Here is a 16,838-nt window from a genome sequence, read left to right on the forward strand (position 1 = left end):
GGACGGATGAGGCTCGAGGCGAGTTGCGTTACAGGGTTGTGGCCTGCGTCAGCGCGTAGTGCGGGCGAATGTCGATAGCTCTCATGCCTGCGGCCTTTGCTGCGCGAAGGCCCTCATCGGAGTCCTCGAGAACGAGGCAGCGCGACGGTGTGATGTTGAGACGCCGTGCGGCTTCCAGATAGATGTCCGGAGCGGGCTTGCCGTGCCTTACGTCTTCGATGGCGACGATGCTGTCAAAGAGCGGGAATAACCCTGCGGCCTTGAGGCTGCCTACGACATTTGCGCCTTCTCCGTTTGAAGCCACACCCATGGGCACGCGGCCATGCCATGCGCGGGCGACATCTGCCACGATGGTGACTTCCTCGAGCGTGTGCATGTTGGCCTGGAAAAACTCGGCGACGCGCTTCCAGAGCTCTTCATGCGCTACGGGCAATGGTTGAATGAGAGTTTCGTAGTCCTTCAGCAGATCGGCCGGAGCAAGACCGGCGCGTTGCATGTACCAGCCAGTCTCCATGTTGAGGCCGTGTTCGGCAAGGCCCATGCGCAAAGTTCGCAAATGCAGAGCGGCGGTATCGACAAGTGTCCCGTCGCAGTCGAAGATGAGAGCGTCAAAGCTGCCCGGGTCAAGGGCAATGGTCATGAAACCTCCAGATGATTTGATAGCGTAACGGAGTCTGAGGATGAAGAAAGTTTTTCCGCTACATCGCGGATGCGGATAGCAGCCCTGGATAGGCCTTTTGCAGCGCGATGATATCGCGGCGAGGTGGCGCTCCGAACATGCGCGCATACTCGCGGCTGAACTGCGAAGGGCTTTCGTAGCCTACATGGAATGCTGCGTTTTCCGCATTGATTGCATCGGTTGCCATCATGCGCCTTGCTTCGAGCAGGCGCATCTGCTTTTGATATTGCAGGGGCGTCATTGAAGTAACGGCTTTGAAGTGGCGGTGAAATGCGGAGGTTCCCATCTTTGCGATGGCCGCAAGCTCCTCGATAGTCACAGACTTGTTGAAGCGGCTGCGCAGCGTATGAATCGCGTGCATGATGCCTGTTTCCGCAGTGCCGGTGCTTGTGGCCTGGATCACCTGTGCCGCACTGGGCCCGGTGAGAAGCCAGTAGCAGATTTCGCGCATGATCGCCGGATAGAGAATCGGTGTGGCCTCGGGCGTATCGAGCAGGCGGACCATGCGCAGAGCGCAGTCGGTCAGCGGGCCGGCGAGGTCGATGATGGAGGCCCCATGCGAGGCCGGAGCAGAGGCCGGTTGTTCCGGAAGTTCGCTGAGCACCTGGCGCAGGATGGCCGTATCCAGCTGGATGACCATGCCAAGATAGGGGCGCTTCGGGCTGGCTTCGACCACATTGCTGCGTGCCGGCATCTCCACGTTGACCAGAAGCGCCTGCCCGGCCTTGCAGAGAAACCTGCGGTTGCCGAAGATGCTGCGCTTGGAGCCCTGCACGGCAATGCAAAGTGAAGGGCGGTAGATCATGTGCCGGGGACGGCGCGCGTGATTCGAGCGCATGATGGCGAATCCGGGAACCTGGGTAAAGTACGGGCTTTCGCCGGGCGCGCGATCGGTGTATTCGGAAACGGCCTGTTGCAGCAGCTTCAGCATGTCTATTTCAAGGATATGGCTATGTGCAGGATTAGGCAAGAAAGCGGAAAGTTCCGGCATTCCGGCACAGGCTTTGAATCTCTATTCTCAAGGCAGTGGAAATGGAGGATGCTATGCCCACTGAGAAATCCGGAAAGATTTCCATCGTGACCGGCGGAAGCCGTGGAATTGGCCGCAACACCGTGACCAGCCTTGCTGCGCGCGGAGTGGATTCGATCTTTACCTACCATGCAAGCCGTGCTGAGGCCGAGCAGGTCGTCGCCGAGGCGAAACAAGCTGGAGCGAAGGCCATCGCCATTCAACTCAACGCGGGCGACGTCGCCTCGTTCGACGCTTTTGTGCAGAATGTGAAGTCGGCGCTGGCGACTCTCGGAGCGGAGCGCTTCGATTATCTTGTCAACAATGCGGGTAACAGCCATAAGAACATGCCCTTCGAGAAGGCGACCGAAGAAGAACTGGACCGCATTTACAACGTCCACTTCAAGGGTGTTTTCTTTCTCACGCAGAAGCTTTTGCCGTTGATGAACGATGGCGGCCGCATCGTAAACATCTCGAGCGGAAGAACTCGCTTCTCGTCTCCCGGTGGAGCAGTCTACGCGTCGATGAAAGGCGCGATCGAGGTGTTGACGCGCCATCTTACGGTAGAGCTTGGACCGCGCAGGATCGCAGTGAATACTGTTGCTCCCGGCGCGGTGGCAACCGACTTCAGCGGAGGTATCGTGCGCGATAACCCTGAGGTCAACAAGCGCGTTGCGGAACACACAGCGCTCGGCCGCGCGGGACTTCCGGAGGATATCGGCCCAATGATCGCGTCACTGTTATCGGATGACAATCGCTGGATTAACGGACAGCGTATCGAGGTCTCAGGCGGAATGGGGATGTAAACGTGCATACTACTGTGAGGGCAGGCTGCGCATGACCAGGCCTGCCCACAGTGGAGGATGCGTGTTTCGAAGTGTTTTGTTTCTCTGCCTGATGTATGCCGCGACAGGGTGGTCGCAGGCATCGGCTAACCTTGCGTCACAGGGCTGGTACGCCGATCCGGAGGCTCACATCTTTGCCGGGCAGTACTGGATCTATCCCACCTCTTCGAGTCCGGAAGCCGACAACAACGCCGGAAAGACTTTCAATCCGCTGCAGCAGAAGCTGCGCGAAGGCCACGTGATTCACCCCGTGTACCTGCTGCACACTTCGCTCGATGCGTTTTCTTCGCCGGACATGGTGCACTGGACGAGGCACAAGGATGTACTCGACATCCGGAATGTTTCGTGGGCGGCGTATGCCATCTGGGCGCCGACGGCGATTCATCTCAACGGCAAGTACTACCTGTTCTTTGCGGCCAACGATATTCAGAAGACGGACACGTTCCTGGGCGGCATCGGCGTTGCGGTGAGCGACAAGCCGGGTGGTCCGTTTGTGGACGCGATCGGAAAGCCGCTGATCGGCTCGTTTCACAATGGCGCGCAGCCGATCGATCCCATGGTCTATCGCGATGACGATGGCTCGATCTACATGTATTACGGCGGACAGGGCCACTGCAATGTGGCGCGGTTGTCGCAGGATCTGAAGAGTGTGATCCCGATGAAGGATGGGACGCTCTACAAAGAGATCACGCCGAAGGATTACGTCGAAGGGCCGTTCGTGATCAAGCGCAAGGGGGTGTACTACTTCATGTGGTCGGAAGGGGACTGGGGCAATTCGACCTACGGTGTTGCCTATGCGAAGAGCACCAGCCCAACGGGGCCGTTCGAGCGCGTGGGGAAGATTCTGTCGACCGATCCGGCGATTGCGAATGGTCCTGGGCATCACTCGGTGCTGCAGATTCCAAGCACGGATGAGTGGTATATCGTTTACCATCGTCATCCGCTGGGAACGACGGGCGCCAATCAGCGCGTGGTGGCTATCGACAAGATGTTCTTCGATGCCCAGGGCAATATCGAGCCTGTAAAGATGACGAAGGATGGCGTAGGTCCGAGGCCGGTCCAGAAATAGTATCTGTAACAGTTGCAAATAAGATATGCCGGATGCGTTGCGCATCCGGCATATCTGTTCTAGCGGCCGGTCAGCTTTTCAAGCTGCTCCGGATAGCGGTTGCCCTGCACTGGCACCTTGCTGATGGCTTCGTTGATGCTGTTTACGTCTTCGGAGCTCAGTTCGATGTTCGTTGATCCCGCGTTCTCTTCGAGGCGCGAGAGCTTGGTGGTGCCGGGGATGGGCACAATCCATGGCTTCTGCGCGAGCAGCCATGCGAGGGCGATCTGCGCCTGGGTTGCGTTCTTTTCTTCGGCTAGCTCTTGCAGCAGGTCGAGGAATGCCTGGTTGGCCTGCATGGCTTCGGGAGCGAAGCGGGGCAGGCGGTTGCGCATATCTTTCTCCGCGAATTTTGTGCTTGCTCCCACCTTGCCGGTCAGGAAGCCCTTGCCCAGCGGGCTGTAGGGAACGAGGCCGATGCCCAACTCTTCGAGAGTGGGGATGATTTCGGCTTCGGGCTTGCGGAACCAGATGGAGTATTCGCTCTGCAGCGCGGCGACCGGCTGTACGGCGTGTGCGCGGCGGATGGTCTGCGCGCCCGCCTCGGAGAGTCCGAAGTGGCGAACCTTGCCTTGCTGGATGAGGTCCTTTACGGTTCCGGCAACGTCTTCAATAGGAACTTCCGGATCGACGCGATGCTGGTAGAGCAGGTCGATGACGTCGATGTTCAGGCGCTTCAGCGATGCTTCGACAACTTCGTGGATGTGCTCGGGACGGCTGTTCAGCTTTTCGATGTTCGCAGTGCCGTCCGGGTTGATGGTGAAGCCGAACTTGGTGGCAATGGAAACTTTGTCGCGGATGGGTGAAAGAGCCTTGCCGACGAGAATTTCATTTGTGAAGGGGCCGTAGACTTCAGCGGTGTCGAAGAAATCGATGCCCATGTCGACCGCTTTGTGCATGAGTTCGATCATTTCCTTCTCATCATGCGTTACGCCATAGGAGAAGCTCATGCCCATGCATCCGAGTCCGAGTGCGGAGACTTCGAGGTCGCTCTTGCCTAGTTTGCGCTTTTGCATTGTCTATTACCTCAGCGGCTAAAGCCGCGTGTGTTTGTCGGTTGTGGATGGCAGATGGCATGTCCGCCCTGCCTTATTCGTAATTGTCTATGTCACGGTTGCAAAACGGAGTTGTCGCGTTGCGTGTTAATGCGATGCGTCTCGCGCCATGCGCCGGGTGGGATGCCTTCCCAGGTGCGGAAGGCACGGACGAAGGAGTTCGTATCTTCGTAGCCGAGCAGATATGCAGCCTCGTTCAGTTCCAGTATCGAATTGCCGAGGTAGTAGCGGGCCATCTGGTGGCGTGCGTCGTCGAGGACGCGTTGGAAGCTCGCGCCGCTCTCCTGCAGGCGGCGCTGCAGCGTGCGCGGGCTCAGGTGAAGTTCGCGGGCGATGTCGTCCACGGCGGGGCGGCTGCCTGCGAGCCTCTGGCGAATGGCGGCTTGCACCAGCTCGACAAAGGTGTCCTGCGCCGTTGTTTTCCTTAGTTCTGCGTCGAGCTGCGGCGCGAGTAGCTCGAGCAGTTCGTTGTTACGCGTAATGAAGGGCAGGCTGGCATGTTCTGCCGCGAAGACCATGGCGTTGTTAGGTGCGTTGCATACGACCTCGCAGCCGAAGTGGCGCTCGAGGGCGCGGCGATGCGCGCGCGGCTGGGTCAGCTCGACGCGCAACGGATGGATCTGTTGCCCGCTGCCATGGCGGCCGAGGTTGAGCACCCAGGCGAAGCAGTATTCGGTAAGCACGAAGGGTTCGATATCGACGGCGAGCAGCCAGTGGAACTGGATCTGCCACTCGCTGTCTTCCTTCTTCTGCACAACTGCTTCGGGGCAGGTGAGCTGCTTGTAGCGGCCAAGGTGGTCGATGGCTGCTCCGAAGCTTGGCGCCGAGAGCGCTGCCAGGCCGCTGGCGTGGAAGCGCTCGGTCTTATTCTCGGTACCGAGCCTTACGCCGACGGCGGGGTCGGCAGAGACTTCGCCGATGGCCCGCCAGAAGGCGAAGAACTCTTCGGTGGTGAGTTGGATGCGTGCCTGTTCGAAGAGTCGTGGAGCAAGGGCCGCCCGGCGCAGGATATGTGCGACGTCGAGGCCGCACTCCCTGAGCTTTACGTGGAACTGCGCGGGCGGTCTGAAGTGCTTGTTCATCGTTATTCCGATTTGAGCGAGGCCATGTCGATCGAGAAGCGATACTTCACGTCGGACTTGAGCAAGCGCTCGTAGGCTTCGTTGATCTTCTGGATGGGGATGACTTCGACGTCGGCGGTGATGTTGTGTTCGCCGCAGAAGTCGAGCATTTCCTGGGTTTCCGCGATGCCGCCGATGGGCGAGCCGGAGAGACTATGACGGCCGAAGAGCAGTCCGAAGGCTGCGACCTGCAACGGCTTTTCCGGAGCGCCGACGAGCGTGAGGTTGCCATCGCGCTTGAGCAGCTGGATGTAGGCGTTAATGTCGTGATCGGCGGAGACGCAGTCGAGGATGAAGTCGAAGCTGGCGATATGCTTCGCCATTTCCTCGGGATTGCGCGAGACGACAACTTCATCGGCCCCGAGGCGCAGGGCATCTTCGGTCTTGCCGGGCGAGGTGGTGAAGACGACGGTGTGCGCGCCGAGTGCGTGAGCGAACTTTACGCCCATGTGGCCGAGTCCGCCGAGTCCCACGATGCCTACCTTCTTGCCCTTGGTCACGCCCCAGTGGCGCAACGGCGACCAGGTGGTGATGCCGGCGCAGAGCAGAGGGGCTGTCGCGGCGAGATCGAGATTCTTTGGCACGTGCAGAACGAAGTGCTGGTCGACGACGATGCTATCGCTGTATCCGCCATAGGTGACCTTGCCGGTGTGCGCGTCGGGCGAGTTGTAGGTGAGCGTCATGTTGTGGCAGAACTGCTCGAGTCCGGCCTGGCACTCGGGGCAGGTGCCATCGGTCTTGACGAGGCAGCCGACAGCGGCAAGGTCGCCGACCTTGAACTTTGTCACATCGGAGCCGACCTTGGTGACGCGACCGACAATTTCATGGCCGGGCACGCAGGGGTACATGGTAGGAAACACCTCGCGCCACTCGTTGCGCGCGGTATGCAGATCGGAATGACAGACGCCACAGAAGAGAATCTCGATCTGGACGTCTTTCCCGGTAGGATCGCGCCGCTCGATCACTGAGGAGGCTAGCGGCGATGTTGCACTGGCAGCGGAATAGGCTTTGGCGTTGTACATGCCATTACATTAGATGTCGCTGAGCCACTTCGATATGCAAATTGCGCCAATCTGCATGCAAAGCGCGCCAGAGTTTCCGCCGTGAAATTTGTCCTTTTCGAGCCGGGTGAGGGAGGACACGTTCATAACCCGGCTTACCGGTTGGTGGACTGGGGATCGTGCCGGAAGATTTCGACGCGGTTACGGCCCTGGTATTTCGCCCGGTAGAGCGCGGCATCGGCGGCTTCGAGCAGGTGAACGGCCGATGCGCTCTGGTCGGGAATGCAGGTGGCCACGCCGACGCTGATCGTAACCGTGCCGGAGTCGCTGGCCGGGTGCACAATGCGCCGGTTGTAGACAGAGTTGCGCAGCTTCTCGGCAACGTCGATCGCTCCGTGCTCCGAGGTCTCCGGCAGGATGAGCGCGAATTCCTCCCCGCCGTAACGGGCGACAAGATCGGCCGGGCGGTGGATGACGTCGAGCGTTGCCTGCACGATCTGCCGCAGGCAGTGGTCTCCGCGTACATGCCCATAGAGATCGTTGTAGGCCTTGAAGAAATCCACGTCCATGATGATGAGAGAGAGTGGATCGCCGGAGCGCGCGGCGCGGCGCCACTCCTGGTCGAGCACCTCGTCGAAGCGCCGGCGGTTGGCGACGCCGGTAAGGCCGTCGACCGAGGCCAGTGCCTCAAGCGCGCGCCGTGCGGCGTGCAGGCGCTCTTCAGCAGCCTTGCGGGCAGAGATGTCACGCAGCACCTGCACGAAGCCGATAGGGCGACGCGTCTTGGGATCGCAATAAAGGCTGATGGTCGCCTCCATCCAGATCCAGCTTCCGTCTTTGCAGCGCACCCGGCATTCGAGCGGAGGTCCGTCGTCGTGCCCATCGCGCAGATCTAGAAAAAGCTGTGCGAACGAGGGTGCATCGCCCGGATGCAACAGGTCTTCAAAGCGTGTCTTTCCGGCCAGCTCATCGGACGACCAACCGGCGTGCGCTGCGATGGAGGGCGAAAGGTAGTGGTAAAGGCCGGTCATGTCGGCGAGTATCAGAACGTCTTTCGAATCCTCGACGAGCGTGCGGAAGTGTTCGCTGCTATGCGCGGCGACCTGCATGCGGCGCATGCTGTGAAGCAGGAAAGCGATGACGCTCCCCATCACGACGATGGAGACGAGCACTGCGGAGAAACGGGGAAATGCCGTGAGTGGCAAAACAAAAAGGCATACGGAGCAGAAAGCCTGATCCGTTGGCCGGTTCAACCTGTCGTTTTTCTTGTGCATCTTGCTGAAAATTCGAACTCCTTGTGGGTGATGGAGTGCAAAAAAAACGGGGCAAGCTGATACCCCCTTCTTGAGTCGGGAAGATCAACTTGTGTCCCCTCCTACCTGGGCAACGACAGGTTCTTGTCCCAGGTGACGGAGTAGTCGGGTTGCACGGTGATTCTTAGTTCTCCGTGCTGCCCTTCGGCCAGTTCAGGACCGGTACCGTTGTGGATCTTCTTGTCGAGCGTGGTGAAGGAAATGGTGAGCGGTCCAGAGCCCTGCACCTTGAAGTGATAGTGATAAGAAGAGTGAGGAGCCAGGGTTTGGACGCCGAAACTCGCGCTGGGGTAATCGACTTCGACGATCGAGACTGCCTGTGGACCGTTATTTTCGAGCGTGGTTTCTACGTACGCCGAGCGGCACCCTGCCGCCGCGATGAGCAAAGCCGCGGCAGCAGGCGGTACAAGAAACGTTTGAAAGAAGCGGACTGTCATGCGGGGCAGATTCTCTTTCGCCTCGTGGTCAAGGGAATGGCTGTGCTACAGAACGCTCTTGCGCTCAAGGATGCGCGCTGAGAGCACGACCCCGGTGCTGCCGTCGTGGAGTGTGATTGGGAAGACGAGCACGTTCCAGACCCATGCTTCGCCCCGGCGAGGCAGATTCAACAGGCCGCGATAGGTGCGATCGATGTAAGTTTCACGGGTTGTGGCTACGGTTTGCAGAATAGCGCGCCAGCTTTTCGGCAGCTCGGGGAGCTCGTCGAACATGTTCCGGCCGGGAAACCAGTCGCGCGGATGCTCGAGCAGGCGTGCGCAGGCTTCATTCACATACTGCCAGTTGCCTTCGCCGTCGAGTATCTCAAGGACGACATCGTCGCCCATTGCCATGTTGATGCGCGAGTAAAAGAAGTCACGCGCATTGACGACAACCGGTTTGCCGCGGAGCTTGGCTTCGAAGGATCGCAGGGCGGTGACCAGGTCGTCGATGGAACTGTACCCCTTGAGCAGGTGCATATCCTCTACGCCGCCAAAGCGATGCTCGAGCGTAGCCGAGAGGATGATAATGGGCACCTCGGGGTGCTGACGGCGCAGCGTTGCCGCTACATCGGTCCCAAACATGCCGGCACCCAGGTGATAGTCGAGCACCGCGATGTCGATTTTATCCAGCAACGCGGTCGCCTCCTCGATGGTCGAGGCAGTTTCAGTTAAGTAACCGTGCTTGCGCAGAATCGTTGAGCGCAGGACGAGGTTCTCCGGGTGATCGTCGAGCAGGAGTACACGTATCGGCTCAGCGAGCACGGCGACCGGTCCTGAAGAAGAGCGGAAATTTCCAATGTCTGTATCGTCAGCCATGTGTCACGAATTCAGTTACTTGGATGCAATGATTCTATGCAAGGGAAGTATAGGAAAACTCAGTCTGCGGGGGTAGAAAAACGTTCTCCTTGATTTAGATCAATAAACCCGGCGCGATTGTTGCAACTTTATCGAAACAAGTTGTTGATTTGTGTCGACTCGTCACACAAAGCGCCGGGTATGGTCACCAAGCTTCTGAATTTTCAGGACAATCGATTGTTTCCGCCGTTCCCGCTTAACAAAAAATCACGCGGCTATTTTTCGACCGGGTGGTAACAGCCCCAGCCATTGCCGGATCGCGGGAACTCTCGAAAAGATTGTTTTCTCGAGGATGACGATCAGGATGAGGGATTCCGCCATGGCCGGCAGGTAGATCGCGAGCGCGATGATGACTGCGGTAACCGTGAATGTCCAGCGCGGCCGGGTCAGCGGAATGGGCGCTCCGAGGACTCCGACGGCCCGGCGTCTCCACCACAGCACGGCGGCGCTGAGGCACAGGGTCACCAGGCCCATGGCGGTGGCGACGCTCAGGATCTGGTTGGCGACCCCGAAGAGCTGACCTTCGTGTGCGGCGATGCCGACGCCCATGATGCGATCGATCCACATCCGCTGGCCGAAGTCCTGGCGGGAGAGGATGGCCCCGGTATGCGGATCCATCTGTGCGGTTGTGCGCAGCGGACGGTTCTGCGAGTCGGATCTCACTGTCCAGGGCCCGTGCGGCGTCATCGCGGGCATGACCAGCACCGGATAGGCGAGGTGCAGGCGGCTCGCGGCGGGCACGACGGTATTGAGCATGGCGTATCCGTCGGCGGACATTGCCATCATGGAATGGCCCATGTGCGCGGCGTGCTCTCCCGGCATCGCGGCCATACTGGCCAGACTATTGTGGTTGAGAGCCTCGCGGGCCGCCGTCTCCGACGACCGGCCTGTCGTCCAGTCCTGGCGCGCGACCGCGGTTCCGGTGATGGCGCGTACTTTCTTGAAGTAGCCGCCCCAGCCCTTGGCCCAGGGTAGCCCGGTGAGCAGGAGAAAGAGCGCGAAGGCCGAGACCCAGATTCCGGTGACGGCATGAAGGTCGCGCCAGAAGATGCGGCTGCCCTGCCGGAAACGAACGTAGAGCACCCCGGCTAAGCGCGTCGATTGACGCGGCCACCATAGATAGAGCCCGCTGACGAGCAGGACGATGGCCCAGGAGGCGGCCAACTCGACAATGCGCGAGCCGAAATCCCCGGCGAAGAGCTCGCCGTGCAGCCTAAGAACGATCTGCATGGGGCGCTTCTCTTCATTAATGACTTTGAGCACCTGGAGCGTGACCGGATTCACGTAGACGCGGTATTCGTTCTTGCCGATGCCGGTGATGACGCGGACGGCGTTGTCGGGGCTGGTGGGCAGCTCGTAATCGTGCAGCGTGGAGCCGGGAACGGCTTTGACCGCGGTCTCGGCGATCTGCGCGGGTGTGGCGCGTGGTCCATTAAGGCTCAGATGGTCATAAGGCCGGTCGAGCCAGCGCTCGATCTGCGGTCTGAAAACATAGATCGAACCGGTACAGGCGAGCCAGATGACAAAAGGGATGCAGAAGACTCCGGCATAAAAATGCCAGCGCCAGACGGTGCGATAGAGGCGGCGCGACTGTTCGTCTGCGCCCTGGGGCAATGGGGATTCCATGATTCTCTCCGTGTAGAAAGCAGGCTTGGTTCAGCGGCTCGTTCAGGCGCCGCAAAGGCAGCTAGCCCTGGAGAGAATCTGGCGGTCCGCGCTTCTGGCGGGCCCGGTCCTGGGACACGCGCTGTTGCGAGGCGGTCTGCGCGTGAACAGATGGGTGGTTGACGACAGAGGCGAAAATGGCCTGCGAGGCGGCGAGCCCGAAGTGAGGCAGGTGCGGAACGGCCGCCTGCGCCGGGCAGTACGGGCAGCTCTCGCGCGGAGCGCGCACGGATACCGTTGCGGATCCTGCTTCGGTCATCATGGCCATGCAGTGATGCCGGCCGTCACGGCGGCAGCATGCAGGCAGCGTAGACGCGCTCATCGTCGTGGCCGCAAGAAGCGGCGCGGCGAAGGGCAGACCGAGCAGGGCCAGCAACGCAATGGCAAAAAGCTTACGCAATGGCTTCATTCAAGCATTGCGGATGGAATTGGGCAAGCCTGTCTTGAGAGCGCGGGAAATGTCTCCGGCTCTTGTCAGGCAGGACAATTTCTTTACAGATCCCGAACTGCTTATCGGAATGCTGGCCTGGAGCGAGATATTGTGGGAGCTTGTGCAAACGGCAGGCCGCGGCTTCATCCAAGCCAAGCCATGCCCTGCCAGTTATGTCGATACGATCTAGTTAGCAGCGCTTAACCAGATCCTCGCAGCCTCTACCGCTTCAAATACGGCTACAGCTGCAAGCACGATCTTCCACACACCAGCGTTGTTCTTGAACCAGTCGAAAATCGTAGGCACGCAATCAGTCTCCTGGGTTGGGATAGTGACTTCCGCAGCCTGAGGGCTGGCGAAGTCCTCATGCATGCAGTGTGCCGGATGCAGGCAGGGGCGGGCCTTGATAACGATCAACGAACGCGCAGGAATTGCGAGAGGATCGGAGAATTCAGGATAGTGCGATCGCCTGATCGGGATGGGAGTACACGCTGCGCAGATAGTTGTCGATGGAACGCGCGGAACTCTCCACATGCATCCGTTCGTCGGCTGTAAGCCTGGGCAGCGGTGCGGCGGTCCATCCTGCGCGTGTGAGGTGAATAGGAACGCCGCAGATTCCTTCGAGTCCGAGAGACTCGCCCTGGAGCGAAACCTGTCCGTGCACGCGGACGTGATGGTTCCTGATTGTCGCGGCGAGACAATGCAGGGTTGCATTCGCCGTAGCGTTCGGCGTCGAGTGCATGGTGTGGCCGGTGATCATGGGCTCGACCATAATGCGTGCATCGGGCAGCGCCTTTCGAGCGGCCTCGTAAGCCTCGGCGATCTCCTCGGCAAGAAGCAGTTCAGCGACCTGCTTTTGCAGGGCTATTACTCTGTCCATCAAAGGGCTGGCTGCGCTGAGGTCCTTCAACTGCGAGAGCACGCCGTGCAGCGCCGGATCCATGAACTTAAGTTCGACGGTGCTCCAAAGGGGAACCATGGCCTGGCCGTGTTCGCCGAGCACGGAGGCCCGGATATCGTGGCGGCTGATTCCGAGATCTTTGGCGATCGCACGCGCAAAGCGCAGCGAGTCCTGCTGCGCACCCATTCCAAAAACGCGATGCCGGCCCAGCCTGCTGGAGAGAACCTGTACCGCGAGTTCGACGGGATTGCTTACGACAATAAAGATGGACCCGGGTACATGTGCGGCGCATGCATCCGCGATCTGCTCGAAGATGGGAAGATTCGCAGAGCCCAGCAGGCGCCGGTCCATCGCCTTCGCCGAAATGGTGCCTCCCGCGCACACGACGACGATGTCTCCGTCCACGTCCTCTATCTCCGGGACTACTTCGATGTCGACTCTCTCCTGGTCGAAGGCATCGAGCAGGTCGGTTCGGGTTGCAAGCAGCCTGGCGGTGCTTGCCGGCACGCCTCGACCTACAAGCTGCAGGCGGTCATTCGCGCCGAGCAGATCGCTGCGAAGAATGTGAGTCGCCAGCGTGCTGCCGACAGCGCCCGAAGCGCCAATGATGGAAATGGAAATCGACATATCGTCCTCGCGGAGGAGTAAGTATCCGGTATCTGCCAAGACCTTAGAAGATACGCAGCGAAGAAGAAACAGGAATCACTACACAGAGGACCGTGTGGTTCCACATGGCCGCTGTGTGAGCAAGTCTGGTGTTTCGAATTTGAGACATAAGAGGGAAGATATTTCCACATCTCAAAAGCGAGATATGGGTACCCGGTGGGCCGCCTGTCCCCGGTTTAGCCGGGCGTGGAAGAATGGAGGACATGCCATCCAAGAGAAAAGGGAACAAGCGGGACGCCATTCTGGACGCGATGCTTGATGTTGTGGTGGAGCGGGGCTTCCATGAGGCTCCGATGTCGCTCATCGCAGAACGTTCGGGCGCGAGCACAGGAGTGATCTATCACCACTTCGCGAGCAAGGAAGAGATCATACAGGCCGTGTATGAGCGGACCCGCCTGCTGAAGACGGAGGAATTTCTTAAAGGCTACTCGCCTGAGATGGATGCGAGGGATGCGTTTCTTCACGTGTGGGCGAATTGCTATGAGTTTTATCGAAAGCACCCTCGCGAGATGCGCTTCATGGAGCAGTACGCGCTTGCCGGCTTTCCCTGCGTTTCGGATCCGAAGGCCGCGGAAAACCAATTCTTCCGGCGTTTTCAGAGTCGTGCGAAGGGCGGCGTTCTGAAAGACTGGCCGCAGGAGATTTTGCAGGAGATGACGCTCGGGCTGGTAGCGCGGCTTGCCCAGAGTCCTCGCAAATGGAAGCCAGCTACCTTGCGCGAGGTCGCGGAACAGACGTGGGAGTCAGTCAAGGCAGATTAAAAACAGAACGAACGTTCGGTTTGTCCTGTATAGTTTTCTCATGAGTGAAGACCTTGTACTCGTTACGGGTGGCTCGGGCTTTGTCGCGGCGCACTGCATCGTGCAGCTGCTGAACGCAGGCTATCGGGTCAGAACTACGGTGCGTTCGCTGGCGCGCGAAAAAGATGTGCGGGCGATGATCCGTGAGGGCGGAGCCGGGAGCGCGGAGAAGCTGTCATTCGCAGCTGCCGATCTGATGGCCGATGAAGGCTGGCTCGAAGCAGCGCAGGGATGCAGATATGTGCTGCATGTAGCGTCACCCTTTCCGGCGGCGGTTCCGAAACATGAAGATGAGTTGATCGTCCCCGCACGTGAAGGCACCCTGAGGGTGCTGCGCGCTGCTCGCGATGCTGGCGTGAAGCGGGTGGTGGTGACCTCATCGTTCGCGGCGATCGGCTACGGTCATCCGGCGCAGGATGCACCTTTTGACGAGACGATCTGGACAAACGTCGGCGATCCGAAAGTGAGCGCGTACGCGAAGTCGAAGACACTGGCGGAAAGGGCGGCGTGGGAGTTCATCGCCACGGAGGGCCGGGGACTGGAGCTTTCGGTGGTCAATCCAGTCGGCGTCTTCGGGCCTGCGCTGGGCGCGGACTACGCGACATCCATCATGCTGGTGCAGCGCATGATGGATGGATTCCCGGCGTGTCCACGGATCTCGGTCGGCCTGGTCGACGTACGCGATGTTGCCTCATTGCATCTGCTGGCGATGACCGATCCTGCAGCGAACGGGGAACGCTTTCTTGCCGTAGCTGAAGACTTCATCTCGTTGCTTGATGTCGCGAAGATTCTGAAGAGGCGCATGGGTGAGTCGGCAAGGCGAGTGCCTACGAGGGAGGCTCCCAACTGGTTGCTGCGCGTGGGTGCGCTTTTCGATCCGAGCGTCAGAGGGATTCTGCCGGAGCTGGGCAAGAAGAAGAATGCGACGAGCGCCAAGGCTCAGCGCGTGCTTGGTTGGAGGCCCCGTTCCAATGAGGAGTCGGTGGTTGCTTCTGCTGAAAGCCTTGTCAGGCTTGGGTTGTTGAAGGATAGCAAGCGCTGATTGTGGCTGTTCCCCACTCAAGCCCAAAGGCGGGCTTGAATGGGCCACCCGTCGTTTGTTGTGGCTTAGTGTCCCATCGATTCTTCGGGCGCGGCTTTTCTCGGTGGCGGCTTGCGCATGATGAAGGGTAGCGGGATGAGGCAGGCGATCATCACGCTGAGAGCCCAGAAGGCGTTCTGGTAGCTGAGCATAGAGGATTGCCGCAGCAGAGTTTGCCAGGCGCGGCCCACGGCGAGTTGCTGAGCGGAGTCGGCGGTGTGGCCGAGCTTTATCAGCGCGTTCTTCGTGGTGTCGAGGTAGAGCATGTATCGCGTTCCACCGGCGACGACGTGCGAGCCGAGTGTCTGCTGGTGGGTCTGCTGGGTGCGCTGCAGGAAAGTGGTCAGCATGGCGGTGCCGACCGATCCGCCGAGGTTGCGGGCGAAATTCGAGAAGCTGGAGATCTGGTTGTTCTTATCGCGCGGCACGCCCACGTAGTTCAGCGTGCTGATGGGGATGAAGATCAGCGACAGGCCCATCACCTGGAGGCTGCGCATGATGACGATTTCACTGAAGCTGGCGTCGAGATCGAGCCGTGTGAGGTTGTAGAGGCCGAGCGCAGTGACGGTGTATCCGATGGCGACGAGCATGCGCGCGTCTTTCACCTTGCCGACCAGCCGCCCGGCGACCGGCATCATGAACATGAGAACCACCGCTCCCGGTGACAGAGCCATGCCTGCGCGCTCGGCGGTGTAGCCCATCAGTGATTGCAGGAACTGCGGAATAAGTACCGTCGAGCCGAACAGCACCATGCCGAGAACGAACTGCAGGAAGACGGCGGTGCCGAAGTTGCGATTCCTGAGCAGCTTGAGATCGACGATGGGGTCGGGATGCCGCCACTCCCACCAGACGAAGAAGATGAGCGTGACTGCGGCAAGAATGGCGAAGGTGGTGATCATCTGATCGCCGAACCAGTCCTTCTCCTGACCCTTGTCGAGCACGAATTCGAGGCAGCCGACGCCGGTGGCGACGAGGCCGAGGCCGGTGAAGTCGACGGACTTCTTCTGTAACTGCTGCTGTTTCTTTTCTTCGATGAGATACGGCGGGTCTTCGACGAGGCGGTTGCTCAGGTAGAGCGAGAGCAGGCCGACGGGCAGGTTGATGAAGAAGATCCAGTGCCAGTTGAAGTTGTCGGTAATCCATCCGCCTAATGTGGGACCGATGGCCGGCGCGCAGACTACTGCCATGCCGTAGACGGCAAAGGCCTGCCCTCGTTTCTCGATGGGGAAGGTGTCAGCGAGGATGGCCTGTTCGCTTGGCGCCAGTCCGCCGCCTCCGATGCCCTGGAGCACGCGAGCGAGGATAAGAAAGGGAAGCGTGGGTGCAACGCCGCAGAGCAACGAGCAGGCAGTGAACAGGATGACGCAGCTCATGTAGAAGCGCTTGCGTCCCATGCGTGCCATCAGCCATCCGGAGATGGGAAGAATGACGGCGCTCGAAACCAGGTAGCTGGTCAGCACCCAGGTGGCTTCGTCCTGGCTGGCGCCGAGCGACCCGGCGATGTGCGGTAAGGCTACGTTGGCGATGGAGGTATCGAGCACCTCCATAAAAGTGGCGAGGGTGACGGTTAACGCGATCGCCCAGGGATTGTGGCTGGGCTTCCAGTCATGAAAATTTGCTGACGGCGGCAACGGTTCCTACTGCTCCAACACTGTGATTGTGTCAGTCTGAAGTTGGTTTGAGCGATGGGCATTGGATGTTTTACCGATGGCGCCGATGCAGGAAATTTTTTGCGGCTAAGATCGGCGACAGATGTGCTTTAACCATCTGTGATTCGAACCAGCCCAGACCGATGCTGATCGCCTGAGGTCTTTCTTTCAATTTGCTTCA

At 59.6% G+C, this 16,838-nt stretch carries 17 protein-coding genes; 5 read left to right on the forward strand and 12 right to left on the reverse strand.

Going from position 1 to position 16,838, the window contains the following annotated elements:
- Nucleotides 1–28 precede the first annotated feature (28 nt).
- Complete coding sequence (locus LJD29_RS15905; protein WP_446742535.1) at nucleotides 29–640, reverse strand: HAD family hydrolase; 612 nt, start codon at nucleotides 638–640, stop codon at nucleotides 29–31.
- A 58-nt stretch (nucleotides 641–698) separates the two neighbouring features.
- Nucleotides 699–1,610 (reverse strand): AraC family transcriptional regulator, encoded by a 912-nt coding sequence (locus LJD29_RS15910; protein ID WP_446742536.1) that lies wholly within the window; start codon nucleotides 1,608–1,610, stop codon nucleotides 699–701.
- Nucleotides 1,611–1,723: 113 nt separating this feature from the next.
- On the opposite strand from LJD29_RS15910, the gene LJD29_RS15915 reads away from it, so the two are divergent.
- Both LJD29_RS15915 and LJD29_RS15920 read left to right on the forward strand, forming a co-directional pair.
- Nucleotides 1,724–2,494: an SDR family NAD(P)-dependent oxidoreductase gene (locus LJD29_RS15915; RefSeq protein WP_446742537.1), complete on the forward strand. Its 771-nt coding sequence runs from the start codon at nucleotides 1,724–1,726 to the stop codon at nucleotides 2,492–2,494.
- Between the two features lie 61 nt (nucleotides 2,495–2,555).
- Entirely contained in the window at nucleotides 2,556–3,602 is a 1,047-nt protein-coding gene (locus tag LJD29_RS15920; protein ID WP_446742538.1) for a glycoside hydrolase family 43 protein, read from the forward strand.
- A gap of 59 nt (nucleotides 3,603–3,661) precedes the next feature.
- Here the strand turns inward: LJD29_RS15920 and LJD29_RS15925 are convergent, their stop codons facing one another.
- From LJD29_RS15925 to LJD29_RS15960, 8 genes are all read right to left on the reverse strand, one after another.
- On the reverse strand, nucleotides 3,662–4,657 hold the full coding sequence (locus LJD29_RS15925) for an aldo/keto reductase (protein WP_446742539.1): 996 nt from the start codon (nucleotides 4,655–4,657) through the stop codon (nucleotides 3,662–3,664).
- Between the two features lie 92 nt (nucleotides 4,658–4,749).
- A complete protein-coding gene (locus LJD29_RS15930) occupies nucleotides 4,750–5,778 on the reverse strand; it encodes an AraC family transcriptional regulator (protein ID WP_446742540.1) in 1,029 nt (342 codons plus the stop codon).
- A gap of 2 nt (nucleotides 5,779–5,780) precedes the next feature.
- The gene (locus LJD29_RS15935; protein ID WP_446742541.1) at nucleotides 5,781–6,839 is read right to left on the reverse strand and encodes an NAD(P)-dependent alcohol dehydrogenase; all 1,059 of its coding nucleotides are present in this window, start codon (nucleotides 6,837–6,839) and stop codon (nucleotides 5,781–5,783) included.
- Nucleotides 6,840–6,973: 134 nt separating this feature from the next.
- Entirely contained in the window at nucleotides 6,974–8,092 is a 1,119-nt protein-coding gene (locus LJD29_RS15940) for a GGDEF domain-containing protein (RefSeq protein WP_446742542.1), read from the reverse strand.
- A gap of 101 nt (nucleotides 8,093–8,193) precedes the next feature.
- Complete coding sequence (locus LJD29_RS15945) at nucleotides 8,194–8,568, reverse strand: hypothetical protein (RefSeq protein WP_446742543.1); 375 nt, start codon at nucleotides 8,566–8,568, stop codon at nucleotides 8,194–8,196.
- 45 nt (nucleotides 8,569–8,613) lie between these two features.
- A complete protein-coding gene (locus LJD29_RS15950) occupies nucleotides 8,614–9,426 on the reverse strand; it encodes a response regulator (RefSeq protein ID WP_446742544.1) in 813 nt (270 codons plus the stop codon).
- 246 nt (nucleotides 9,427–9,672) lie between these two features.
- Complete coding sequence (locus LJD29_RS15955; protein ID WP_446742545.1) at nucleotides 9,673–11,091, reverse strand: PepSY-associated TM helix domain-containing protein; 1,419 nt, start codon at nucleotides 11,089–11,091, stop codon at nucleotides 9,673–9,675.
- A 61-nt stretch (nucleotides 11,092–11,152) separates the two neighbouring features.
- A complete protein-coding gene (locus tag LJD29_RS15960) occupies nucleotides 11,153–11,530 on the reverse strand; it encodes a DUF2946 family protein (protein ID WP_446742546.1) in 378 nt (125 codons plus the stop codon).
- Between LJD29_RS15960 and LJD29_RS15965 the strand changes: the two genes are divergently transcribed.
- Nucleotides 11,511–11,750 carry a hypothetical protein gene (locus tag LJD29_RS15965; RefSeq protein WP_446742547.1) on the forward strand — a complete coding sequence of 80 codons (240 nt, stop codon included), beginning with the start codon at nucleotides 11,511–11,513 and terminating at the stop codon, nucleotides 11,748–11,750. The two genes, LJD29_RS15960 and LJD29_RS15965, sit on opposite strands and share 20 nt — an antisense overlap.
- Nucleotides 11,751–12,011: 261 nt before the next feature.
- Here LJD29_RS15965 and LJD29_RS15970 read toward each other — a convergent pair whose 3' ends face one another.
- Nucleotides 12,012–13,088 (reverse strand): lactate/malate family dehydrogenase, encoded by a 1,077-nt coding sequence (locus tag LJD29_RS15970; RefSeq protein WP_446742548.1) that lies wholly within the window; start codon nucleotides 13,086–13,088, stop codon nucleotides 12,012–12,014.
- 242 nt (nucleotides 13,089–13,330) lie between these two features.
- On the opposite strand from LJD29_RS15970, the gene LJD29_RS15975 reads away from it, so the two are divergent.
- Both LJD29_RS15975 and LJD29_RS15980 read left to right on the forward strand, forming a co-directional pair.
- Nucleotides 13,331–13,888: a TetR/AcrR family transcriptional regulator gene (locus tag LJD29_RS15975; protein ID WP_446742549.1), complete on the forward strand. Its 558-nt coding sequence runs from the start codon at nucleotides 13,331–13,333 to the stop codon at nucleotides 13,886–13,888.
- A gap of 40 nt (nucleotides 13,889–13,928) precedes the next feature.
- Entirely contained in the window at nucleotides 13,929–14,969 is a 1,041-nt protein-coding gene (locus LJD29_RS15980) for an SDR family oxidoreductase (RefSeq protein WP_446742550.1), read from the forward strand.
- Between the two features lie 65 nt (nucleotides 14,970–15,034).
- On the opposite strand, the gene LJD29_RS15985 is transcribed toward LJD29_RS15980, so the two are convergent.
- Nucleotides 15,035–16,639: a DHA2 family efflux MFS transporter permease subunit gene (locus LJD29_RS15985; protein ID WP_446742551.1), complete on the reverse strand. Its 1,605-nt coding sequence runs from the start codon at nucleotides 16,637–16,639 to the stop codon at nucleotides 15,035–15,037.
- Nucleotides 16,640–16,838 lie beyond the last annotated feature (199 nt).

The organism is Silvibacterium acidisoli, assembly GCA_022870745.1.
In the GTDB taxonomy this organism is placed as follows: Bacteria; Acidobacteriota; Terriglobia; order Terriglobales; family Acidobacteriaceae; genus Silvibacterium.

Coding starts and splice junctions, on each gene's coding strand:
- LJD29_RS15905 (WP_446742535.1), bottom strand. CDS start 640: ATGACCATTGCCCTTGACCCGGGCAGCTTTGACGCTCTCATCTTCGAC.
- LJD29_RS15910 (WP_446742536.1), bottom strand. CDS start 1,610: ATGCTGAAGCTGCTGCAACAGGCCGTTTCCGAATACACCGATCGCGCG.
- LJD29_RS15915 (WP_446742537.1), top strand. CDS start 1,724: ATGCCCACTGAGAAATCCGGAAAGATTTCCATCGTGACCGGCGGAAGC.
- LJD29_RS15925 (WP_446742539.1), bottom strand. CDS start 4,657: ATGCAAAAGCGCAAACTAGGCAAGAGCGACCTCGAAGTCTCCGCACTC.
- LJD29_RS15930 (WP_446742540.1), bottom strand. CDS start 5,778: ATGAACAAGCACTTCAGACCGCCCGCGCAGTTCCACGTAAAGCTCAGG.
- LJD29_RS15935 (WP_446742541.1), bottom strand. CDS start 6,839: ATGTACAACGCCAAAGCCTATTCCGCTGCCAGTGCAACATCGCCGCTA.
- LJD29_RS15940 (WP_446742542.1), bottom strand. CDS start 8,092: ATGCACAAGAAAAACGACAGGTTGAACCGGCCAACGGATCAGGCTTTC.
- LJD29_RS15945 (WP_446742543.1), bottom strand. CDS start 8,568: ATGACAGTCCGCTTCTTTCAAACGTTTCTTGTACCGCCTGCTGCCGCG.
- LJD29_RS15950 (WP_446742544.1), bottom strand. CDS start 9,426: ATGGCTGACGATACAGACATTGGAAATTTCCGCTCTTCTTCAGGACCG.
- LJD29_RS15955 (WP_446742545.1), bottom strand. CDS start 11,091: ATGGAATCCCCATTGCCCCAGGGCGCAGACGAACAGTCGCGCCGCCTC.
- LJD29_RS15965 (WP_446742547.1), top strand. CDS start 11,511: ATGGCAAAAAGCTTACGCAATGGCTTCATTCAAGCATTGCGGATGGAA.
- LJD29_RS15970 (WP_446742548.1), bottom strand. CDS start 13,088: ATGTCGATTTCCATTTCCATCATTGGCGCTTCGGGCGCTGTCGGCAGC.
- LJD29_RS15975 (WP_446742549.1), top strand. CDS start 13,331: ATGCCATCCAAGAGAAAAGGGAACAAGCGGGACGCCATTCTGGACGCG.
- LJD29_RS15980 (WP_446742550.1), top strand. CDS start 13,929: ATGAGTGAAGACCTTGTACTCGTTACGGGTGGCTCGGGCTTTGTCGCG.